The sequence below is a fragment of the Thermostichus sp. OS-CIW-30 genome (assembly GCF_054060215.1).
On the sequence record NZ_JBSSCZ010000006.1, the window covers coordinates 1 to 21,374 of the forward strand.

Below are 21,374 nucleotides of genomic sequence, written 5' to 3' on the forward strand. Positions count from 1 at the left end.
TAGAAAGACGCAGCGGCATTATGACAAGCATCTGTATAAAGAGAGGCATTTAATCGAATGCTTTTTTCATAAGTTAAAGCAGTACCGGCATCTATTTTCTCGTTTTGACAAATTGGCCAGGAACTTCTTGAGTTTTCTCTATCTCGTCAGTGCTCTCTTTTGGCTCAAATGAAAGATCAACACAACCTAGTGATCCCCTCTTAGGCCAAGAGGGCAGTCGCCTTGGCAAGAGCCTCCTCCCGCAGCAGAGCGGCTTTATCGGTGCGCTCCCAGGGCAGATCCAGGTGAGTTTGCCCGAAGTGACCATAGACCGCTACATTTTGGTAGAAGCGTCCCCCCCGTTGGCGGGGCAGCTCCCGCAGTTGGAACTGGGCCAAAATGGCTGCCGGCCTCAGATCGAAGTGGCGCTGCACCAGCCGCAACAGCTCTTCGTCGGGGATGCGCCCTGTGCCAAAGGTTTCCACCAAAATGTTGATGGGGCGGGCTACCCCAATGGCGTAGCTCACCTGCACTTCACATTTTTGCGCCAAGCCAGCTGCCACGATGTTCTTGGCCACGTAACGAGCCGCATAGGCAGCGCTGCGATCCACCTTGGTGGGATCCTTGCCGGAGAAGGCCCCGCCCCCATGGCGAGAATAGCCGCCGTAGGTATCGACGATGATCTTGCGTCCGGTCAGGCCCGCATCTCCCTGAGGGCCGCCGATGACAAACTTGCCGGTGGGATTGGTGAGGAAGCGGGTGTGGCTATCCGGCTTGATGGGCAGCTCGGCAAACACCGGCGTGACCACTGCCTCCCAGAGATCGGCGCGGATCCGCTCTTGCACCGCCGCCTCTTCCGTAATGGCGCCAATCGTGGGTGTGTGCTGGGTGGAGATGAGCAGGGTGTGAATGCCCACCGGGCGACCTTCCTCATAGGCCACAGTCACCTGCGTTTTGCCATCCGGGCGCAGATAGGGCAAGGTGCCGTTTTTGCGAACCGTGGCCAACTGGCGGCTGAGGCGGTGGGCCAAGCTAATGGGCAAGGGCATCAACTCGGGAGTTTCATCGCAGGCAAAGCCAAACATCAACCCCTGATCCCCGGCCCCGACCAAGTCGAATTGATCTTCCTGGGAGCCGCGACTTTCCAGGGCCATGTTCACCCCTTGGGCAATATCGGGAGATTGCTCATCGAAAGCCACCAACACCGCGCAGCTTTCGGCACAAAACCCATTCTTGGCATCGGTATAGCCAATTTCGGCCACCTTGTCCCGCACCAGACGGGTGAAGTTGACCTGCGCTTGCGAGGTGATCTCCCCGGTCAACAAAACCAGGCCCGTATTGACCACCACCTCGGCGGCCACCCGACTGAGGGGATCCGCCGTCAAGAGGGCATCCACGATGGCATCGGAGATCTGATCGCAGATTTTGTCGGGGTGCCCCTCCGTCACCGACTCCGAGGAAAACAAAAACGACTTGGACAACGAACCTTCTCCTTAAAGCTAGAACTGAGAACCTGAACAAAAAACAATGCTCACCCGCTCGTTCATCATCCGTGGGAGAAAGAGCCAACCAGGGATCCCCAGGTGCTCCGCACCAGCCCCAACTCAGCCAGAGGAAAGGCCCAGCAACCAGCAAGCGTTCTGCACCGCTGACGCACCAGCACTGCCGCGAAGGCCTTGCCCCGCTGCCGCGACCAGAGCTATGGGAGCTGCTAAAGGATAAAGTTGCCAGAAAAGTCCCCCGCCAAAGAGGGCTATCCTCTAGAGAAAACTTTATTGCCTTTATCTTTCGGTTACTGACTAACCGCAGGAATTGGCACCGTAGCGGAGGCTTCCGCCGGGTTGCCGCAGCTTCATTGGGCCTGGTCCCTCAGTCTGCTCTGGATAAAGAACGGAACTTGTCCCTATAGTACCCCCAACCTCCGCCCATTTGTCAAAAAAATAAGCTGTGGGCGGCTTCAGCCAAACAGACCCTGCCACCAGTCTGTCCCCTGAGCGGCTTTGAGAAAGAATGCGCCGGCCAAGCCCAGGGGGGAGAGAACGCCGAGAAAGCCAACTGTCCCCAATCCCCAAGCCAAGCGGTGCAGATGCTTTTTGTCGGCAGGATTTGGCGTCGTTTCGGCTGAGATGGCCAACAGGGATCCCAAGGCTGCCAATAGGGATCCCCCCAGACCTGCAAAGTAGCTGGGCGCTAGCCACGGTTGCAACTCGGCGGCAGATACGACTTGGATGCGGGGCAAGACTTGAAAACACCCTATTGCCAGCACTGCCCAGATGAAGCAGTACATTAGCAGGCTATCTCGGAAAGCGGCAGCCGGTTCTCTCATATCCCAGCCGAATGAAACCGGATTAGGATAAAGGCGGTTCACTGTGGGGAACTTGGGTTTGCCCCGACGGTCGCGCCAGTGGTGCAGTTCCCCTCAGCCTGTGTGGCGAATCTCGATTCCTTTTGATTATGGCCCAACCCGCCCTGTCTGGCTGGCCTGCACCGGCTTCGGGATCCCAGCCCCTGCCCCCCTCGACAACAGAACTTGAGGCTGCTTGCGATAGCTCACCGGGCACAGAGGCTGACCCAAACTGGCGGCACCGCCAAAGAATGCAAAAACGCCAGCAGCGGCAGCGGCAGCGTCTGTCGGGCATGCGAGATGACAAGGGCTTGATCATCGTACACACCGGGCAGGGCAAGGGAAAGACCACGGCTGCCTTTGGCATGATCTTCCGCGCCCTCGGCCAGGGATTGTCGGTGGGGGTGGTGCAATTTATCAAGGGGGCCTGGGATCCAGGAGAAGCCAAGCTATTGCGGAAATTGGCCGAGCATCCAGAGCTGGGCCTGGGGAAAATAGCTTTTTACGCCATGGGAGAGGGCTTTACCTGGGAAACCCAAGACCGGGAGCGAGACATCGCCCATGCACAGGCGGCCTGGGAAAAGGGGCGGGAGCTGTTCACCAGCGGGGAGTTTCAGTTGGTGCTTCTGGATGAGATCAATGTCGCCCTCAAGTTGGGATATCTCTCGCCGGACAGGGTGTTGGCCGGGCTAGCGGAGAAACCGGAGCGGGTTCACCTGATCTTGACGGGGCGGGGCGCGCCGGCAGCGTTGATCGACCGAGCCGATCTGGTGACGGAGATGACTTTGGTCAAGCATCCCTTCCGTGACCAGGGGATCAAGGCGCAAATCGGCATCGAGTTCTAACCCTTGGGCAGGAAAGATGGCCATTCTGCTGGCGGCGGCAGCAAGCGGCAGCGGCAAAACCACCATCACTCTGGCTCTGTTGGCCGCTCTGAGGCGACGGGGCCTGCGCATCCAACCTTTCAAGGTGGGGCCGGATTACATTGATCCTCTGTTTCACACGGCGGTGAGCGGGATCCCCTGTCGCACTTTGGATCCCTTCTTGACCGACGAGGACTTTGTGCAGCGCTGCTTTCGCCACCATTGCCAGGGCAAGGATGGAGCCATTGTGGAGGGGGTAATGGGCCTCTTCGATGGACGAGCGCCGGGATCCCTGCCCCTCCCCGAGGGCGGAACGGAGCCTTTTTTTGCCAGCAGCGCCCATGTGGCCCGCCTGCTCGGGATCCCTGTGGTGCTGGTGATCGATGGCAGTGGCATGGGAACGACGGTGGCCGCCTTGCTCTACGGCTTGAGCCGCTGGGATCCCCGCCTCTCCATTGCCGGGGTGATCTTCAACCGGGTGGCCTCGGAGCGGCATGGACAAATCTTGCAGCAGGCGGCGGCTGCAGTGGGGATCCCGGTCTTGGGCCAGTTTCCCCGGCGGGAGGATTTGCGGTTGCCCAGCCGACACCTGGGGTTGGTGCCTGTCTCAGAACTGGATCACTTCCCCCACTGGCAAGCTGCCTGGGCCGAGCTGGCCGAGCAACACGTCAATTGGGATAGCCTATTGCCCCTCATTCGGAGGCTTCCTCCAGCGGTAGGAGAGCTGTGGCCAGGGATCCCCCCTCTCACCGAAAGGACTCCGCCCCGCCGCTGCGAACAGGTACGGGTGGCGGTGGCCCAAGACCACGCCTTTAACTTCTACTACGCCGACAACTTGGATCTGTTGCGGGCCTGTGGAGCCGAGCTGCTGGAGTATTCCCCCCTCCAGGTGGGGCTATGGCCACCGGAGCCCTGCGACGGCGTGCTGCTGGGGGGAGGGTTCCCGGAATTGTTTGCAGCACCTCTATCTGAGAGGATTAACCAACAACCTCCCCCGCCCACCCACCCACCCCTCTACGCCGAGTGCGGCGGACTGATGGTGCTGGGCCAATCCCTTACCGATTTTCAGGGAAAGACCTACCCGATGGCCGGGCTGTTGCCCATCACAGTAGACATGGCCAACCGGCTATGTTTGGGCTACCGCGCAGCTGCGGTTTTGCGCCCAACCCTGCTGGCCCCAGCCGGGGATCGCCTGCGCGGGCATGAATTTCACCGCTCCCGCAGCACCCCCATCTCCCCCAGCCCAATCTACAGCTGGGGATCCCCCGCCCAGCTTCAACAGGAAGGATGGGCCACCGAGCGTCTTCACGCTTCGTACCTGCATCTGCACTGGGGATCCCGTCCTGATTTGGCCCTGAGATTATTACAGAACTTCTTAAGAATCTCGAAAGGGGATCCCTAAAAAACCGTGCCATCGCTGAGCAGTTGGATGGGAGGGGAAGCATCTGGCCTAAGCTGGGCCGCTATTTGCCGTCCTGCCGTCCAGGTTCCCCCTTGCAGTATCTTCACCAGGGGCAACTCTTGGGCAGAGCAGCCAAGCCTTTCCCGGATTAAGGAGGCAACTTGATCCAGCAAAATCACCGTCAGGGCTCGCCACTCCACAATCACCGTCGAATCTGGGGGATGCGGTTGCTGCCCAATCTCCGGCTGCTTGAGCTGGATCACCCCCAAATCCACAAACAGCCCCCCGTTGCGATACTCCGCCAAACCCGTCAGCTCATCCAAACCCCCGATTGGGATCCCCTCCTGCTGCAACGGCTCCAGCAGGGAATAGATCATCCACTGCAACAACTTGTGAAAAGGCACCCAATGGCTCCCCGGCTCTGTTTGGGGCAGGTGGGGATAGGGCCAGACATCCCCCAGAGGGATCCCGGCCAGCGAGACTCGCCCAGGCCAAATGGAGCTAAACCCCCTCTGAACTGCCTGGAAGACCTGTGCTGCTTTGATCCCACCGCTGGGATCCTCAGGCTGGATAGCGTCCCACAACCGGCCAGGACGGGGAAGATTGTGACCAGATCCAAAGTAATGAGGTTGAGCCCGCAAAGTTTGTGCCAACCTTTGCAGCAGTTGCCAGCGCCCCTCCAGTCCCAGTAAAGGATTTTCCGGCCCCACCTGGAAAGCTGCTGCCAAATCAGCCAAGGTGATCCGCTCCAGGCCCGCCGCATCCACCTGCAGAGGCTGCTGGGGATCGCTGGAAAACCCACCTTGCCAGAACCAGTCGAAACTGGCCAAGGCCAAACCTTCGGAACGACCCACCACCGTCTGACTTTCTGGATCCCAGTACTTCCAGGCAGAGCCTGCGCCTGCGTCCAGCAACACGCTGACGATGGCCAGATCCCACTTGCATCGCAGCCGCTCCAGCGGATCCATGTCTTTAAGTCGATTTTCCAAACGGGCTAGGCGCTCCCCGGATCCCACCTGAAAATGTTGCCAGCGGCTGTGGAAGGGAATTTCCCCGTTGGGATAATGGGCCCGCATTGTGGTGATCACATAGTCGGCTACGGATCCCAGCCGGTTCAGGTCGAGGCGAAAATGCTCTGATTCACCGGCCAAAACCCTTTCCAATAGCAACCGACAGCGATCCCGAATGGCTTGGGGACTCTGCAAATAAACCACTCGTTTTTCCAGATCAACAGGTGTCAGCATCAAGCCGTTCCTTCTCAATTGTCCATGCCGAGAATTTTCTCAGCATAATCGGGCGGGAACCCACCTTGATCTGCGTTCGTCTGCAAGCCTTGGCCCACTTGACACTCCCGCCGGTCTCTTGTCAAAAGACCGCGTCTTACTTCGCGATCGGTGAGACCCTTGCAAGAGAAAGCTTTGAAGCAACTGTCCTGCTGACACGAGCAGCCCTGAGCCATTTTGAGAAAAGACTGGGCCAAGCACTGGGTGAGGATCCAGATAGATAAGAGCATTGACTCGAGGTAAATTTTGATGTCTTTGTTAAGAGAAGTGTTGAATACTACATTTCACTGAGGTAGACTTCGCCTACTCTGTGGCCTTAATCACTTCCTTGAGGGATTGTCGATTGTTATGATAGATGTAAACCTAGCTCTAAGCATAAATTACTAGTTAGGTCATTTGCAGCTAGGCGGAGCCCCACAGAGGCCAATTCATTAGGGAGGAGTGTGATGTTCACACGGTTGGCGGAACAATACCGCAGCTATGTTCAAGATCTGGTGATGAGTTTGCAGGCTCTGGCCATCGTTTTGGAGAAGCGGGGCTACCCAGCCTCTTGCTACACCTGTGGTACGTCTTTCGAGAGTGCCTCGTTTATGGTCAGCTTACGAGAGGGGCACCTGATTCGCTTTTTGGTTTCCGAATGCTCCATTAGCTGGACAGAAATGCGGGATGACCGAGAGCTCATGAAATTGGAAGGAGCAGAGGCAATTCGCCAACTGCAGGAGCTGGCAGAGCTTATCAAAGATGAGCTGTTGGTCGCCGCCACGCCGGCTGAAGCTCTGGTGGCCAGCACCTGATCCTGGCAGGCCCTAGGTCTGCTCAAACCCAAGCCGTAGCCGATTGGACAACTAAGCCTAACCTTCTAGGCCGCTGCTTTGGAGATTTTTCCCCTGTTGAGGAGTAAGGGTGGAATAGGGATCCCCCTCGACGGAGTGGCAGTTGGCCGGCTGCCCATGCCGCTTGTATGGGGATCCCAGATGACCCGCTCTCCCAGCTTGTATCTGGAGTGGTTTGTGGCGGCAAAGCCTCTCTGAGTAAAGTCTGAGTAAGGTGTCACCGCTGCCAGGGATCCCCTGTTGACGGCTTTATCTTATAACTCTGACCCAATACCCCCAAGGGGATTCGAACCCCTGTCGCATCCGTGAAAGGGATGTGTCCTAGGCCTCTAGACGATGGGGGCGCTCTCCGACAAGGCGATTCTAATCCTAAAGAAGGATAAGTAAGCTTGTCAACCTTTTAATCTGCATCCCCAGACCCACGCCCTGCCAAGTTCAGAATCAAGATCCCCAGCAAAGCCAGGCTCAGCAGGCTGGCAATCACAATCGGTTCATCTGGGATCACGTCCATCTTGGCTTCACCTCACCACATCACAAAGAGCCACACCTCAGACCCGTTCCACATCCCAGAAGAAGAGGGATCCCGCTATAACCACCCCGTCTCCTTGCTGCTCTGGCTGGCTCACACCCCATCGAGCCCCGTACGGAGGCGGGCCGGTGAGTCGTCCTGAGCAAAGCATCCATCCAGTGGCTTAGACTACACTAGTAAGGGCTGACCCATCGTTTGGACTGGCATGATTCCCACCGTTATTGAGCAATCTGCGCGAGGCGAGCGCGCCTTTGACATTTACTCGCGTCTCTTGCGGGATCGGATCATTTTCTTGGGCACCCAGGTGGACGACGACATTGCTAACCTGATTGTGGCCCAGATGCTCTACTTGGAGTCCGAAGACCCTGAAAAAGACATCTACCTCTACATCAACTCCCCCGGCGGCTCTGTCTATGCTGGCATGGCCATTTACGACACCATGCAGCACATTCAGCCGGATGTCTCCACCATCTGCATTGGTTTGGCTGCCAGCATGGGAGCCTTTCTGCTGGCAGGGGGCACCAAAGGCAAGCGCATTGCCCTTCCCCACGCCCGCATCATGATCCACCAACCCCTTGGTGGAGCTCAGGGGCCAGCTACCGATATTGAAATTCAGGCCAAAGAGATCCTCTTCATCAAAAACAGCCTCAATAGCCTGCTGGCCTACCACACCGGCCAACCTCTAGAGCGCATCGAACGAGATACCGACCGCGACAACTTCATGACTCCAGAACAAGCCAAAGAGTACGGCCTTATCGACCAGGTGATCAGCAAGAGACCCCAGCCAACCCTGGCAGCCGTTTCTTGACCGTCCAGGCCCTGCGGGTGGGTTTGCTCTGCTCCCTCAAAGAAGGGAGCTTTTGGTTTTGGCCGGGGATTCCACCCAAAAGATATTAAGAAAGCCAAAGAAATCTGTATTCTCAGCGGGAAGCAGGGGGTCTTACTTTAATTAAACTAATCAAACTCATAAAGAAAGTAATGATCAGCCCATTATTGCGGATGGTAGCTTAGGATTAAACCTATATAGAGTTGTGTTTGCCGAGATTCTAGCTTAGGCGCTGTATAAATTCCTTTCCGCTGGGTTTGCAAATCCAGGGAGTCGAAGCTAGTAATTGAAGGCGCTCGAAAAGAAGGGTTTAGGGCTTCCATCCGCCGGGATGAAGAGTGTCTTAAAGCCCAACTTTGGCCTCATGGTTGTGGGGCGGTCTTATTCACGGAAACTCGGCGGTCTCGAGTTTTGGCCCTGAGTTTTTCCTCTTGGTTGCATCCGTGAAGGGCATTTTCTGGTTCTGTAATTCGTTCAGAGGGAGATCAACGTGGCCTACTCAGCAACCCAATCCAAAAGCGGCTATCAAGCCGGGGTGAAGGATTACCGACTCACCTATTACACTCCCGACTACACACCTAAGGATACCGACGTCTTGGCCTGTTTCCGAGTTACCCCTCAACCGGGCGTTCCTCCCGAAGAGGCGGGGGCAGCCGTGGCGGCTGAGTCTTCGACGGGCACCTGGACAACGGTATGGACCGATTTGCTTACCGACTTGGATCGGTACAAAGGCCGCTGCTATGACATCGAGCCGGTTCCCGGCGAAGACAACCAGTACTTCTGCTTCGTCGCCTATCCGCTGGATCTGTTCGAGGAAGGCTCGGTGACCAACATGCTCACCTCGATTGTGGGCAACGTTTTTGGCTTTAAGGCCCTAAAGGCGCTGCGGCTGGAAGATGTACGAATTCCGGTGGCCTACCTGAAAACCTTCCAGGGCCCTCCCCATGGCATTCAGGTGGAGCGGGACAAATTGAATAAGTATGGCCGTCCGCTGCTGGGCTGCACCATCAAGCCCAAGTTGGGCCTTTCTGCCAAAAACTACGGGCGGGCCGTGTATGAAGCTCTGCGGGGCGGCTTGGACTTCACCAAAGATGACGAAAACATCAACTCCCAGCCCTTCCAGCGCTGGCGGGATCGCTACTTGTTCGTGATGGAGGCTGTCCACAAGGCCCAAGCGGAAACCGGCGAGATCAAGGGCCACTATTTGAACGTGACGGCGCCCACCTGCGAAGAGATGTTCAAGCGGGCCGAGTTTGCCAAGGAGTTGGGCGCCCCTATCATCATGCACGACTACTTGACAGCTGGCTTCACTGCCAACACCAGCTTGGCCAAGTGGTGCCGCGATAATGGCATCCTGCTGCACATCCACCGCGCCATGCACGCAGTGATCGACCGGCAGAAAAACCACGGCATCCACTTCCGGGTGCTGGCCAAGTGCCTGCGCATGTCTGGCGGCGACCACCTGCACGCCGGTACGGTGGTGGGCAAGTTGGAAGGCGACCGCGCCATTACGATGGGCTTTGTGGATCTCATGCGGGAAAACTACGTAGAGGCCGATCGCTCCCGCGGCATTTTCTTCACCCAAGATTGGGCTTCCATGCCAGGGGTGATGCCAGTGGCTTCCGGTGGGATCCACGTTTGGCACATGCCGGCGCTGGTGGAAATCTTCGGCGACGACTCGGTGCTGCAGTTTGGCGGCGGAACCTTGGGACACCCCTGGGGCAACGCGCCGGGCGCAACCGCCAACCGGGTGGCCTTGGAAGCGTGTATCCAAGCTCGTAACGAAGGTCGAGATCTGGCCCGCGAAGGCAACGACATTATCCGGGAAGCAGCCAAGTGGTCGCCAGAGCTGGCGGCTGCCTGCGAGCTGTGGAAGGAAATCAAGTTCGAGTTCAAGGCCGTCGACACCCTCTAGAGATCTGCTGGGGGCAGGGGATCCCCACGGTTCTCTTGCCCTACTGGCTCCCTCCCTGGATCGGCAATGGATCTGAAACAGATCGCCAAAGACACCGCCAAGACCTTGATCAGCTACCTGACTTATCAGGCGATGCGCACGGTGCTGGCTCAACTGAGCGAAACAGATCCCCCCAGGGCTCTTTGGCTACAGCAGTTCTCCGCTCGGCAAAACCTTCAGGATGGGGAAGCCTACCTGCGGGCTTTGCTGGCTGAGCGTCCTGAGTTGGCCTATCGCATCATGACCGTTCGTGAACACATTGCTGCGGAGGTGGTCGATTACCTGCCGGAGATGGCCAAAGCCGGCATCCAGCAAGCCAACATGGAGCACCGCCGCAATCATCTAGAACGGATCACCTCAGCAACAGGATCCCTACCCGTTACCCACCCGGAAGCGGGATCCCCCCCACAAAACCCTAGACCCGAAACGGAGTGATACCCATCATGCAAACCTTACCAAAAGAGCGCCGCTACGAAACCCTCTCCTATCTGCCGCCGCTGACGGATCTGCAGATCATCAAGCAGGTGCAGTACATCTTGGATCAGGGCTACATCCCGGCCATAGAGTTCAACGAATCGTCTGAACCAACGGTTCGCTATTGGACGCTGTGGAAGCTGCCCCTGTTCAGCGCCACTTCTCCCCAGGAGGTGCTCAGCGAAGTGCAGGCTTGCCGCAGCGCCTACCCCAACTGTTTCATTCGCGTGGTGGGGTTCGACAACATTAAGCAGTGCCAGGTGCTCAGCTTCCTGGTCTACAAGCCCAGCGGCCTGCGCTGAGAGAGGTTCAGAGTTTTGACCAGCTTGGGGGAGAGAGCTTCTGGAGCGTCTCTCTCCTTTTTCTTATGCGAGGGGATCCAACGGGAGCCTTCCCGATTGCAGGGCAACAGTTTGTCCCGTGTTGGCGTTAGCGGCGCAGTTGCTCTGGGCCAGAGTTGGGCAACTGTCCCGAAGCAACCCTGTTCTCAGGATCCGATCCCCAAAAGCGCTCCCAACCCCACGGCCAGGAGAGCGGCCAAGGTTGTTTGAATGCCGTTCACCACTTCATTGCTCATCCAGGCCAAACGGGGTTGTAACACCACTCCCATCCAGCTTTCCGCCAGGGTGGCCAGGATCCCGGCCAGCCAGCAGATGACCAACCAGAATGGGCTGCCCCCTACCCATTCCCCGCCAATCCCCCAGGCCAACCCGGCCATCCCTGCCGCTGCCGCCACTCCCGCCAGGGATCCCTCTAGGCTCACGGCTCCTTCTGTGCCCGCCGGCACGGACTGGAAGGTGGTGATCAAAAAGGTCTTGCGGCCATAGGCTTTCCCCACCTCGCTGCTGACGGTATCGGCCAATTTCGCTGCAAAGCTGGCGCTGTATCCCAACCACCACAGGGGATGCGGGAAGAAAGCGTATCCTAGCGCACATACTGCCCCGGTTAAAGCGGATCCCCAGACGTTCTCCGGCCCTCGCGCCCCCTCTCGCTTTTCGGCGATCCCCTGCGCCTGCTTGCGCCGGATCCCCAGTTTGGTTACGGCTGTTCCCACTAAAAAATAGGCAGCTACCACCGCGTAGCCCCGCCCCCCCAGCCCCCCCCACACCAGCAGGCCCAGCAGGCCCGCGTGGATGACCCCTGCTCGCGTCAAAGCCTTCTGAGGGCTCAGCAGACCCAGCACCACCAGAGCCAGGTTGAGCCAGAGTGCCACCCCCCACTGACTCAGAAGCCACGCCTGCCACATATACCCTTAAACTTTAGCCACAGCAATTTGGCCAGATAATTCTCAGCACAAGCACCAATATAGCAATCCGTGTTAAATCGCAAAAAAATCTTTTATCGACTAAATGCCTCTCCCTGTAAACGTGCCGGTCAAATCTCCCACCACCCTCCTATTCCTCTTAGAAGGAATCAGCACCCGGCCTTCCCTTGTCTATCCTCTCCCTGAATTCCTGAGAATCTTATCCCCTATCACCTTCGTATGCTCTTCTTGCCAACTCTCTGGTAATGCCTCTGCTTGGGTAATATCCTGCTTTGCCCTGCTGTGATTCTAAACACTAACGGCTTCCCCAAACCATCCACACTCACATGGATCTGAGTGCTGTATCCACCTCGACTCCTCCCCAAAGCTTGCTCCCCTTTTTTTGCGGCTGCCCAGGGGTGAGCACGAACGACAGTTGAGTCAAGGATAAGATGCTCTAAGTCAGGGTCTTTCCCAAACTCCCAAGCAACTCCAGCGATGGAATCTCTGGTGTATCATTTTCCATATCTTTTTGGGAGGTAGCGCCACGGGGATCCAGAGCGAGCTATTACAGCAGGCCTTGGATAAACTGTTTGCATCCTGCCTCTTTGCCGATGTGGATCTGGATTCTGTTTTCAGGAAAGCTATAATTTTTTGCTATTTTATTTGCTGTGATCTGCAGCAAGATAACTCATCAGACCTTACCCAAAAACTGTCCTTATCATAACTAAATGCAAAAAACCTAACGACTACACCTTTCGCCGTTCAACTGGGATCTTCAGCCAACGGCTTAGTTCCGAGGCCAACCACTCCAGCTCTGGCTCCTGCAAAGGGATCCCCGCTCCCAACTCGTATTTGCGGTTGCCCGCCCAGATGTTCAACTGTGGGCTTTGGCATGGGATCAGCTCTAGCCGGTCAATATCCCATCGCCGACTGGGGGGAACTCTGCGAAAGCGCAGGCCAAACACCTCGTGAACCAGGCGAATGTATTTTGTGTCGATCCGTAGGTGGACTTTGCCGAATAGACCGTAGAGGATCACGCCCACCATCACCAACCCCACCGTCCAGAAGGGCAGGATGAATAGGCCAAACAACAGATTGCCCGGAAAAGGCGCATGCCCAACCGATATGATCGTGAAAAAGGTGGTGAAGGAGTTCCAAGCGATGGCGAAAGGCAGCAACACCAAAACACCGATTTGCCGGACCGGGATCACCACCTGAAAGGTCTGTTCAGACTTGTGCAGTTGAATCCGGCTGCCTGCTGGCTGTCGAGTAGGGACTGCTGCTGCGTCTGAGGGAATCAAGGCGGGACGACGATCCAAATGCTCCAGCGCCTCCAGGGCCTGCCGGGCGGAAGCGGGACGATCTGCCGCCAAAGGTTCCGTCATCCACCGCAGCCAGTCGCGAAAGGGCGGGCTCAGGTGCACCGCTTGCTCGAACACAATCCGGGCTCCCTCCTGGGGCAGATCCGCCGGGTGTTGGCCGGTGAGCAGGTGGATTAGGGTGGCACCTAAGCTGTAGAGATCGGAAGCGGGCACGGTTCTGCCGCCAAATTGCTCTAGGGGCATGTAGCCGTAGCTCCCCACCACGGTGTAGGATCCCTGCTCCCGTGGAGCAGCCGCCTGAACCGAGCCAAAATCCACTAGGTACACCTGCTGGTCGGATCCCAAGAGAATGTTGCTGGGCTTGAGATCTCGGTGAATGACGGGGGGATGGAGTTCGTGCAGGTAGACGAGAATGCGCAGCAGCTTTTGCGCCAGCTCCCGCACCTCCGGCTCGGCAAAGCGCCGCCCTTGCTCCATCCACTCCTGTAGCGAGGGGGCGTCGATGTAGGTTTGCACCAGGGCTAGGCCCCGTCCTCCCTCTAGGCTGATCTCGAAGTGGTCGCGGTATTCAGGAATGGCCGGATGGGAGAGGGTCTGCAGGATCTGGGCTTCCCGCTCGAACAGCTTCAGGTCGGCCCAATCAAAGTCTGGCCCGAAGAGCAGCAGCTTGATCACCACCTGTTCCGAGGTGAGCAAATCCTGAGCCAGATAGGTATGTCTGCCGCTGCGCTTGCTCAATCGCCGCTCTGGCCGATAGCGACTGTGCCAAATTGGGCCCTCTGGAGTCATACCCTCTCCTCAGGTCCGACCCTGCTGGTTGCTTCAACTTTAGCTTATCTTTGTCCCTTCTGGATCCCTGCCGCCGCGCCCCTCAAAAAGCGATTAGAGTGAGTGAAGAGATGTAAAGTAAGCTCTCAGGTTATATGGCCTCGAACCTGAAGATTCAAAAAATCCTCTATGTGCGGCTGCCCTGCAATCCCATTTTTCCCATTGGGGTGGTTTATTTGGCCGATCATGTCCACAAGCTGTTCCCCCAAGTTGAGCAGCGCATCTTCGATATGGGCACCTTCCCGCCCTTGGATTTTCGCCGCCGCATGCTGGAGCAAATCGATCAGTTTCAGCCGGATTTGCTGGTTTTCTCTTGGCGAGATATTCAAGTCTATGCGCCGGTGAACGGGCGGGCCGGCAACCTGTTGCAACACTCTTTTGAGTTTTTCTACGCCCGCAACCCCCTGAAAAAATTGCGGGGATCCCTGAATAGCCTCAGGCTGGTGCTGGCCTACTATGGCGAGATTTGGCGCAACACCCGGCTGGTCTGGCAGGGGATCCGCAGAGCCAGGCGCTACAAACCTCACGCTGAAGCGGTGTTGGGGGGTGGGGCAGTCAGCGTCTTCTACGAACAATTGGGCCGCTACCTGCCCCAAGGCACCATCATCTCGGTGGGGGAAGGAGAAACGCTGCTGGAAAAAGTCATCCAAGGGCAAAGCCTAGCCACAGAGCGCTGCTATCGGGCCAAGCTGGAGCAACCTCGCCCAGGTTTGATCCACGAGCCGCCTCAACCTCTGCAAAAAACCGCCTGTGATTACACCTACATCACCGCCATTTGGCCGGAAATTGACTACTACTTAGAAGGGGGCGACTTTTACATTGGGGTACAAACCAAGCGCGGCTGCCCCCACAACTGCTGCTACTGCATCTACACCGTCATCGAAGGCAAGCAGGTGCGCCTCAACCCTGTGGATGAGGTGATCCGAGAAATGATGCAGTTGTACGAGCGAGGAGTGCGAAACTTTTGGTTTACTGACGCCCAGTTTATCCCTGCCCGCCGCTACATTGAGGATGCGGAGGAATTGCTGCAGAAAATCCTTGATGCCGGCATGACCGATATTCGCTGGGCTGCCTATATTCGGGCCGACAACCTCACCCCAAAGCTGGCCGAGCTCATGGTGAAAACTGGCATGAGCTACTTCGAGATCGGCATCACCAGCGGATCCCAGGAACTGGTGCGCAAAATGCGCATGGGCTATAACCTGCGCACGGTACTGGAGAGCTGCCGCTACCTCAAACAGGCAGGGTTCAACGATCTGGTTTCGGTCAATTACTCCTTTAATGTCATCGACGAGCGACCGGAAACCATTCGGCAAACAGTACGGTACCATCGCGAGCTGGAAGCCATCTTTGGTCGCGACAAAGTTGAGCCGGCCATCTTCTTCATCGGCCTGCAACCCCACACTCATCTAGAAGATTTTGCCCGCAAAATCGGTGTTATCGACGACCGCTTTAACCCCATGCACATGACTCCTTGGACGGCGCGCAAACTGCTCTGGAACCCAGAACCCCTGGGATCCTTTTTTGGGGAAGTGTGTCTGGAAGCCTGGGATCGCAACCCCCATGATTTTGGCCGCGAGGTGATGGATATCCTGGAGCGTCGTCTTGGCCTGGCAGAGTTGGAAGAAGCCCTGAGCGCGCCTCTAACAGGGGTTTACGTGTCTTAGCTCTTGGGCCAGCAGCCTCTCTAACCTTAGGAGGACTATCAGCGCATCTCCGCCAGCGCCCAATTGGATCCGCAGGTGGCAGCCGCCATCACCGCAGCCGTGCGCCGTTGGAGGTCTCCGTCGCGCTAGCGGGACAGGGCCCTTGCGGCCAGCCGTGGAGAAAACACCTCGTAGATGACGGTCAAAGGCTGGCCCCTGTGCAACAAAAGATAATGCCTAGCCCAGAAGGGACCGGGACACTGCAGCAGCCGGGCAACCGGGTCTGCCTCGCCGTGGTAAAGGCCGCGCAGCTCGCGAAAGGTCTCCAGTTTTTCTTGGATCAGATTTTGGCCAATGGGCCGATCGGGATGGGGCAAGTATTGGGCCAAATGTTCAGAGTTCCACCAAGAGGTGGCATAGAGCAAGGGCTGTTGAGAGGTTACTCCGCACAGCCAAACCCGCCGCCGCATCAAAGGGGATCCCAGCCGCCCCAAATCTCTGGCCAGCTGTTGCATGGACTTGGGGGCAGTGCCCTGCTCTGCCTGTAAATCAACCCGGCCCGTGTCCAGCAGATGAGCCTGAATCGGCTCTTGGATCAAGGCAGCAAGATTACGGGTGGTAAAGCCATCCCCCAAAAGCAGCAAGCGCAGCACGGGATCCACCTGCACCAGCTCAGGCTGTACCGGGTCTGGCTCCCCCTGCCAATGCAGCTGTAGAGGCCACCAATCGCCTTGGCCAGAGGAGACATTCCCCAAAGAGCCATCTGCAGAACAGAGAGTAGCGCTCCAAGGGGATCCGGCAACGTCGGCATGGCAGGTGAGTGGAGAAGGGGAAAGTTCCAAGGCAGCGGTTCAGTTGTTAAGTTCTGTATCGCCCTTAGTCTAACCCACCCACCATCTCTGCTCCGAGGACTTTCGTGACATACTCCGGCACTCATGCTGATGCACAGAGGGCGGGGCTTCCCGGCGGTCTAGCTAACTCGTGCCCGGCTGAACGAGCAGTCGCACCACCCAGGGGACGACCACGACGACACTGATCAGGCGTGCCAAGTGCATGACCACCACTGTGCTGGTTTGGGCTCCCATGTCCAGGGCTATCAGGCTCATGTCGGAAATGCCTCCTGGAGCTGTGCCCAAGATGGCAGTCAAGCGCTCGATCCCCAGCCAACGGGAGATCAGGTACCCCGACAAGACCCCCGTGCCCACCGCAATCACTGTACAGAGCAGGGCTGGTCGCCACAGATCTTTCAGGGCCAGAAGCGTATCGGCAGTGAGCTTAGTACCCAAAAGAATGCCCAACACCACCTGCATGGCAAAACGGATCCCGGCTGGGGGAGCGGGAATTGGGATCGCCCCCCAGACATTCACCAGACCCACCGCCACCATGGAGCCCACCAGCGCTCCTGCCGGAAGCCTCAGCTTGACCCCGATCAGGGCGCCAGCCAGCCCGATCAACACCGTCCAGAGATAGCTCATCATTTGGGCTTAGCTTTGAGAAAAGAGGAACGCTGTGAGTCCGGGCTTGGCCCAACCCCTCTACGGCACTGGGCACAGACGCCGTAGAAGTCAAGCACATGGTACTCGATCGCGAATTGGTACTGACTGGAAAGCTGTGCCTCCAAATCTTCCACCGGACAATCGGGCAAAGGCACCACCCGCCGACATTCGGTGCAGATCAGGTGGTGGCGGTTGTGGCCATTGCTGGGCAGAACCTGGTAGTAGGTCTGCTGGTCTCCCAAGTTGACCGCCTGCAGCTTGCCCTCATTGCGCAGAGCATCCAAAACTCGGTAAACCGTGGCCAGACCGACGGTGTGGTTGGCATTGCGCAACTCCAAAAAGATCTCTTGCGCCGAAAGGGGTTGTGAACGATGCTCTAGCACCTCCAGAATCAATTTCTGGTTGCGGGTCTGGCGGGAAGAAGACATGATCCCTTCGTGTAGGTCGTTCTTGGGGGTCAACGCTCAGCGTCTGCCTCAGCTTTCATGCGCTCTAGGGTCTGGTGCATTTGGTCAAACATTTGGGTCAGGGAGAGCCCAAACCCCCCAAGCTGAGTTTGCAGTTGTTTGATGGTCATTTGAGCCATAAAGTCGTCGGAGAGTTCCAGCCGCTTCATGAAAATGCGCTGGCGCTCCAGCAACTCCTCCATCTGTTCGATGAAGATTTTTTTGCCTTCCCGGTCGAATTGGCCGTACCGTTGACCAAGCTGCATCAGGTTTTGGAAATCCTGAAACAGTTGCTTGGCTTCCTCTTGGACGATCTCAGAGTCGAAGAAGCTCATGGCCTTCCGTTTGCCCTGAATAAACTGCATTGGGTATACCCATCCTATCCGAATCCGATTGCCTCAGCAGGAGGCAACCCCTCCTGCGAGTACGGGATCCCGCCCTTCTGGCTCAGGATAGACTCTGGCTTGTTTGCCTCGGTGTCCGGTATGCTTCCGTTTCCTTGCGTTAAGGCTTACACTCAGCCGGCTGTGGCCCGGCGGTGGTGCGAACGGGTGCAGGGATCCCGACCTCTGTTTCTGGCCTGCTTGGGGTTTACCGAAACGGCTCTTGTTCCGGGCATTTCGGCTGCCGGCGCTACCCCCTCCTTGCGTCGCTACACAGCTCTTGCCGATGGGGAAGTGTTGCTGGCGGGCCATTCTCACCGCTTGCCCACCTCTCCGGATGGCTATCCTTCCCCAGTGGTGATCAGCTGCGCCATCCTGAGGGAGTTGGGGATCCCGTGCCGAGTGTTCGATTGTGGCTTGCCGGAACCTTTGCCGGGGGCAGAAATGGTGAGCTCTGGGGGAGTGGCCCGCTGCTTGAGCACAGGACAGGCTCTGTCTTTGGAGCAGGTGGGATCCCTTTGGCAAGAAGGGTACGACCGCGGATCCCGGCTGGAGCAAGGCTACTGTGTGATTGGGGAGTGTGTGGCAGGGGGCACCACCACGGCGCTGGCGGTGTTGTTGGGACTGGGGTGGGCAGCAGAGGGCATGGTAAACAGCAGCCACCCGGTCTGCAACCACGCCCAAAAGCTGGCCTTGGCCCGGCAGGGATTGGCCCGTCTGCCAAGGGGAGCTTCTGCTGCTGAGGTGGTGGCGGCAGTGGGGGATCCCATGCAGCCCTTTGTGGCCGGGTTAGCGATGGGCGCAGCGCAACGGGGAGCGGTGCTGCTGGCAGGGGGAACCCAAATGCTGGCAGTGCTGGCCTTGATGCAGCGCTGGGGGGAAGAGCAGGGGATCCCTTGGCCCCCAGAGAACGTGGTTGTGGGAACCACCCGCTGGGTGGCAGAGGATCCCTCGGGCAATACGGTGGCCTTGGCAGAGTTGTTGGGGGTTGCTCCCCTTTTGGCCACCCAACTGAGCTTTGCCAATAGCCGCTATCTGCCTCTACAGGCTTACGAGCGGGGCTATGTCAAGGAAGGGGTGGGGGCGGGTGGGCTGGCCATTGCCAGCAGCCTTTACGCCGGTTGGGGCCAAGCGGAGCTGTTGGCAGCAGTTGAGCGCAGCTACGAACGCCTGGTGCTTCAGGCCGGCTCCAAGGGGGCCATGGTCAACCCCTCCCGCAGCAATTGCTGATGGTAGAGCTCCGCCTGTTCTTGAGGGCCGACCCAAACAACTGCTTGCCCTTCGGCATCCACCTGCACGGTCAGTTGCCGCGCTAGGGGCAAAGTCATGCCGGGGATGTATTTCAGCAGACATTCCGTAACGTGCTGAAAGGTATTGAAATCGTCATCCAAGACGATCACCTTGAAGTGGGGGTAGGGCTGGCGAACCTGGGTTCTCGAGGGCGAGAACTGCTGAGCAGGTCGAGTTGGAGCTTCCGTAGTCATAGCAGAAGAGATCGACACAACTACCGAGTAACTTGGGTCTCTCAGGGGTGAGAAACCGGTCGCTTCTGATGATCTATCTCTATCTAGTTTCTAGTCTAATTGGCATCTTGTTGGCAGCTTGTGTCTGTATTCGGATCCCTTGTCGGTCGTTGGCGTCAGCGATAGAGCATGGTTCCTCTAAAGCTCTTCCCGCAGCGGGCGGCGGGGCTTTTGCCTGCCGAAGTGGCGCTCGAAATACAGGGCAGTGGCCCGGCGTAGAATCCCGGCTTGGGCAAGGGCCTGACACAGGGATCCGCCTGGCGGCAGGTGCTTCTGGATCTGTTCGATTTGGGCGGCGCTGACCAACCCAGAAGCCTTGAGGTAATCGGCCACGTGGCGTCCCCCCGCCAGTTGAACGGAGTAGCCCCCTTCGCTGAAAAATTTGACGGTCTCCGGCTTGAGGCCACTGTGGTGGGCCAGCACATCCGTGAAGGTGCCCCCTGCCTTTTCCCAAGCGTGAATGACGGTTTCGATGCCGGCATTGTCGATCAGGCCAGCCGCCCGCAATTGGGTCAATACCCGCTGTACCCAGGGGGTGGCCCGCTGTAGAGCTTCCAAGTCCTCTTCCCCCAAATATTGCTGCGGGGGCAATTCGCTTTCTGGGGCACTCAGCTCGGCTGCCCAGTCGGCTACGGTCAGGGTCTTGAGATCCTCTGCCTCTGGCCGGGCTTTCTCCGAAGCTGAGGTCGGTGCGGCTGCAGGTGGGGAAGTTCGCCGGGCTTCGGCTACCGCTGCGGCTAGAGCACAGTTTTCCGCTTGGGCCGCTTGCAGTTGGGCCTGGAGCTGGCTCACTTGGGCTTGGGCTTCCTGCAAGCGATCTTGAGTTTCTCGCAGTTGGGCTTGGGTTTCTTGGAGCTGCACCTGCAAGCGGTGGGTGGCCTCGGCAGCTTCTTGGCGAACGTGGGCTAGGTCGGCAGTTAAGCGCTGTTTCGTGGACTGGGCCAGTTGGAGTTGATGTTGGTGCTCCTGCAGCGATTGGTTCAGGGCGGCCACTTGGGCTTCCATTTGCTGCAGAGTATGACGCAGATGGGCCTGCTCTTGGAGCTGCTGTGCCTGAGCCTGCTGTATCTTCTGCTGCTCCTGCAGTTGGGATCCCAGCTCTTGCAGCTTGTGTTTGGCTTGAGATTGCCATTCTGTCAGCTCGTGGCAGCGGCGACGTAGGATTTCCAGCTCTGCTTGGGCGGCTTGCAGTTGCGCGGATCCCTGAGCTTGCTGAGCTTGGAGTTGCTCCTCCAGTTCCCGAATGCGCTGCTGGGCAGCCTTTTGTTGTTCTGTCTCCTGTTGAATTTGGGCTTCCAATTGGGCAATGCGCTGCTGCTGTTCCTGCTGGCGGGCTTGATGGTCGGCAACCTGCTGCAGCGATTGTTCGACCAGGAGCTGTTGCTGCTGCCGCTGCTGCTCCAGTTGCGCTTCTAAGATGGCAATTTGCTCTTGGTAGCGCTCCAGCTGGGCTTTGTATTGCTGGGTGGCTTTGTAAGTCTCTTGAGCTACCTGTAGAGGTGAGACGTAAAGAGGGGGCTGATCGGGAATGGTGGACCACTGCTCCACCATCACTTCCCAACTGTTGGCAGCTCCTTTCTGGCGCCGCAGCCGCTGTTGCTTGTCCAAGGCCCATTCCAACCAGTGGGGTTGCACCCAGCCCTGCTGCACCAAGATCTCCCCCAGCTTGCGCTCCGGGTGCTGCCGCTGCTGAATCAGGGCCTGATGGATGTGCTCCAGCTCCAGATACCCATGCAGTACCAAGATCTCGCCGATACGCACCAGTTCGACCGGAATCAATGGGTAGAGATCTCGGGGGGCAATCCAGCCGTGCTGCATACACAGCTCCCCCAACATCAAGGGGGTATCGGCCTTTTCCCACATGGCCTGAGCCAGTTGGGCGGGGGTGAGCAGTCCTGCTCGGTTGAGAGCTTCTCCCAAGCGGATCTCGAACCTTTCCTGCTCAATGGTGGCTGAGGTGGGGCTGGTCGGCGGATTCATCGGGCCTCTCGGATGGG

At 57.9% G+C, this 21,374-nt stretch carries 20 protein-coding genes, 1 tRNA gene, 2 pseudogenes and 1 riboswitch; of the genes and pseudogenes, 10 read left to right on the forward strand and 13 right to left on the reverse strand.

The features are described from left to right. Nucleotides 1-172, forward strand: a pseudogene (locus tag ACVWZF_RS03440) (IS5-like element ISSoc13 family transposase); the annotation flags it as partial. Nucleotides 173-200: 28 nt separating this feature from the next. Here the strand turns inward: ACVWZF_RS03440 and metK are convergent. Together metK and ACVWZF_RS03450 are read right to left on the reverse strand one after the other, a co-directional pair. After that, nucleotides 201-1,460 carry a methionine adenosyltransferase gene (gene metK, locus ACVWZF_RS03445; protein ID WP_041436796.1) on the reverse strand — a complete coding sequence of 420 codons (1,260 nt, stop codon included), beginning with the start codon at nt 1,458-1,460 and terminating at the stop codon, nt 201-203. Between the two features lie 297 nt (nt 1,461-1,757). After that, nucleotides 1,758-1,869, reverse strand: a riboswitch (SAM riboswitch). Between the two features lie 67 nt (nt 1,870-1,936). Then, the gene (locus ACVWZF_RS03450) at nt 1,937-2,305 is read right to left on the reverse strand and encodes a hypothetical protein (protein WP_011434147.1); all 369 of its coding nucleotides are present in this window, start codon (nt 2,303-2,305) and stop codon (nt 1,937-1,939) included. Between the two features lie 128 nt (nt 2,306-2,433). Here ACVWZF_RS03450 and cobO point away from each other — a divergent pair, with 128 nt between their 5' ends. Both cobO and ACVWZF_RS03460 read left to right on the forward strand, forming a co-directional pair. Then, the gene (gene cobO / locus ACVWZF_RS03455; RefSeq protein WP_414380934.1) at nt 2,434-3,168 is read left to right on the forward strand and encodes a cob(I)yrinic acid a,c-diamide adenosyltransferase; all 735 of its coding nucleotides are present in this window, start codon (nt 2,434-2,436) and stop codon (nt 3,166-3,168) included. A 16-nt stretch (nt 3,169-3,184) separates the two neighbouring features. Beyond that, nucleotides 3,185-4,588, forward strand: a complete 1,404-nt coding sequence (locus tag ACVWZF_RS03460) for a cobyrinate a,c-diamide synthase (RefSeq protein ID WP_457410845.1) — start codon at nt 3,185-3,187, stop codon at nt 4,586-4,588. Here ACVWZF_RS03460 and ACVWZF_RS03465 read toward each other — a convergent pair. Further along, nucleotides 4,585-5,832 carry a URC4/urg3 family protein gene (locus ACVWZF_RS03465; RefSeq protein WP_457410846.1) on the reverse strand — a complete coding sequence of 416 codons (1,248 nt, stop codon included), beginning with the start codon at nt 5,830-5,832 and terminating at the stop codon, nt 4,585-4,587. The two genes, ACVWZF_RS03460 and ACVWZF_RS03465, sit on opposite strands and share 4 nt — an antisense overlap. Nucleotides 5,833-6,317: 485 nt before the next feature. Between ACVWZF_RS03465 and ACVWZF_RS03470 the strand changes: the two genes are divergently transcribed. Next, on the forward strand, nt 6,318-6,665 hold the full coding sequence (locus ACVWZF_RS03470) for a DUF1815 family protein (protein ID WP_011434143.1): 348 nt from the start codon (nt 6,318-6,320) through the stop codon (nt 6,663-6,665). A 310-nt stretch (nt 6,666-6,975) separates the two neighbouring features. Here the strand turns inward: ACVWZF_RS03470 and ACVWZF_RS03475 are convergent. After that, a tRNA-Glu gene (locus ACVWZF_RS03475) sits at nt 6,976-7,048 on the reverse strand. Nucleotides 7,049-7,438: 390 nt separating this feature from the next. Between ACVWZF_RS03475 and clpP the strand changes: the two genes are divergently transcribed. The 4 genes from clpP (at nt 7,439) to ACVWZF_RS03495 (ending at nt 10,789) form a co-directional block, all read left to right on the forward strand. After that, nucleotides 7,439-8,041 (forward strand): ATP-dependent Clp endopeptidase proteolytic subunit ClpP, encoded by a 603-nt coding sequence (gene clpP / locus ACVWZF_RS03480; protein ID WP_011434140.1) that lies wholly within the window; start codon nt 7,439-7,441, stop codon nt 8,039-8,041. A gap of 508 nt (nt 8,042-8,549) precedes the next feature. Beyond that, nucleotides 8,550-9,974, forward strand: coding sequence for a form I ribulose bisphosphate carboxylase large subunit (locus tag ACVWZF_RS03485; protein WP_414355962.1), 1,425 nt, complete (start codon nt 8,550-8,552; stop codon nt 9,972-9,974). A 66-nt stretch (nt 9,975-10,040) separates the two neighbouring features. After that, entirely contained in the window at nt 10,041-10,448 is a 408-nt protein-coding gene (gene rcbX / locus ACVWZF_RS03490) for a RuBisCO chaperone RbcX (protein ID WP_414349604.1), read from the forward strand. Nucleotides 10,449-10,456: 8 nt separating this feature from the next. Then, a complete protein-coding gene (locus ACVWZF_RS03495; protein ID WP_011434136.1) occupies nt 10,457-10,789 on the forward strand; it encodes a ribulose bisphosphate carboxylase small subunit in 333 nt (110 codons plus the stop codon). A gap of 185 nt (nt 10,790-10,974) precedes the next feature. On the opposite strand, the gene ACVWZF_RS03500 is transcribed toward ACVWZF_RS03495, so the two are convergent. The 3 genes and pseudogenes from ACVWZF_RS03500 to ACVWZF_RS03510 all read right to left on the reverse strand — a co-directional run bounded on the left by ACVWZF_RS03500 (nt 10,975) and on the right by ACVWZF_RS03510 (nt 13,844). After that, on the reverse strand, nt 10,975-11,733 hold the full coding sequence (locus tag ACVWZF_RS03500; RefSeq protein WP_011434135.1) for a TIGR00297 family protein: 759 nt from the start codon (nt 11,731-11,733) through the stop codon (nt 10,975-10,977). Between the two features lie 94 nt (nt 11,734-11,827). Beyond that, nucleotides 11,828-12,381, reverse strand: a pseudogene (locus ACVWZF_RS03505) (IS5 family transposase); the annotation flags it as partial. Nucleotides 12,382-12,479: 98 nt separating this feature from the next. Further along, complete coding sequence (locus ACVWZF_RS03510) at nt 12,480-13,844, reverse strand: serine/threonine protein kinase (RefSeq protein ID WP_457396056.1); 1,365 nt, start codon at nt 13,842-13,844, stop codon at nt 12,480-12,482. 134 nt (nt 13,845-13,978) lie between these two features. On the opposite strand from ACVWZF_RS03510, the gene ACVWZF_RS03515 reads away from it, so the two are divergent. After that, nucleotides 13,979-15,550, forward strand: a complete 1,572-nt coding sequence (locus tag ACVWZF_RS03515; protein ID WP_414343837.1) for a photosystem II high light acclimation radical SAM protein — start codon at nt 13,979-13,981, stop codon at nt 15,548-15,550. Between the two features lie 125 nt (nt 15,551-15,675). Here ACVWZF_RS03515 and ACVWZF_RS03520 read toward each other — a convergent pair whose 3' ends face one another. The 4 genes from ACVWZF_RS03520 to ACVWZF_RS03535 form a co-directional block, all read right to left on the reverse strand. After that, entirely contained in the window at nt 15,676-16,371 is a 696-nt protein-coding gene (locus tag ACVWZF_RS03520; RefSeq protein ID WP_457410848.1) for a chorismate pyruvate-lyase family protein, read from the reverse strand. A 132-nt stretch (nt 16,372-16,503) separates the two neighbouring features. Then, nucleotides 16,504-17,007, reverse strand: coding sequence for an AbrB family transcriptional regulator (locus tag ACVWZF_RS03525; protein ID WP_414330730.1), 504 nt, complete (start codon nt 17,005-17,007; stop codon nt 16,504-16,506). Beyond that, the gene (locus ACVWZF_RS03530; RefSeq protein ID WP_457410850.1) at nt 17,004-17,486 is read right to left on the reverse strand and encodes a Fur family transcriptional regulator; all 483 of its coding nucleotides are present in this window, start codon (nt 17,484-17,486) and stop codon (nt 17,004-17,006) included. The genes ACVWZF_RS03525 and ACVWZF_RS03530 overlap by 4 nt, the downstream gene beginning before the upstream one ends. Continuing rightward, nucleotides 17,483-17,806 carry a DUF1825 family protein gene (locus ACVWZF_RS03535; RefSeq protein ID WP_011434128.1) on the reverse strand — a complete coding sequence of 108 codons (324 nt, stop codon included), beginning with the start codon at nt 17,804-17,806 and terminating at the stop codon, nt 17,483-17,485. Before ACVWZF_RS03535 ends, ACVWZF_RS03530 begins: the two co-directional genes overlap by 4 nt. Nucleotides 17,807-17,956: 150 nt before the next feature. Here ACVWZF_RS03535 and cobT point away from each other — a divergent pair, with 150 nt between their 5' ends. Continuing rightward, on the forward strand, nt 17,957-19,084 hold the full coding sequence (gene cobT, locus ACVWZF_RS03540; protein WP_041436788.1) for a nicotinate mononucleotide-dependent phosphoribosyltransferase CobT: 1,128 nt from the start codon (nt 17,957-17,959) through the stop codon (nt 19,082-19,084). Here cobT and clpS read toward each other — a convergent pair. Beyond that, nucleotides 19,033-19,338 carry an ATP-dependent Clp protease adapter ClpS gene (clpS, locus tag ACVWZF_RS03545; protein WP_011434126.1) on the reverse strand — a complete coding sequence of 102 codons (306 nt, stop codon included), beginning with the start codon at nt 19,336-19,338 and terminating at the stop codon, nt 19,033-19,035. The two genes, cobT and clpS, sit on opposite strands and share 52 nt — an antisense overlap. Before the next feature lie 177 nt (nt 19,339-19,515). After that, complete coding sequence (locus ACVWZF_RS03550; protein WP_457410852.1) at nt 19,516-21,357, reverse strand: hypothetical protein; 1,842 nt, start codon at nt 21,355-21,357, stop codon at nt 19,516-19,518. Between the last annotated feature and the right edge of the window lie 17 nt (nt 21,358-21,374).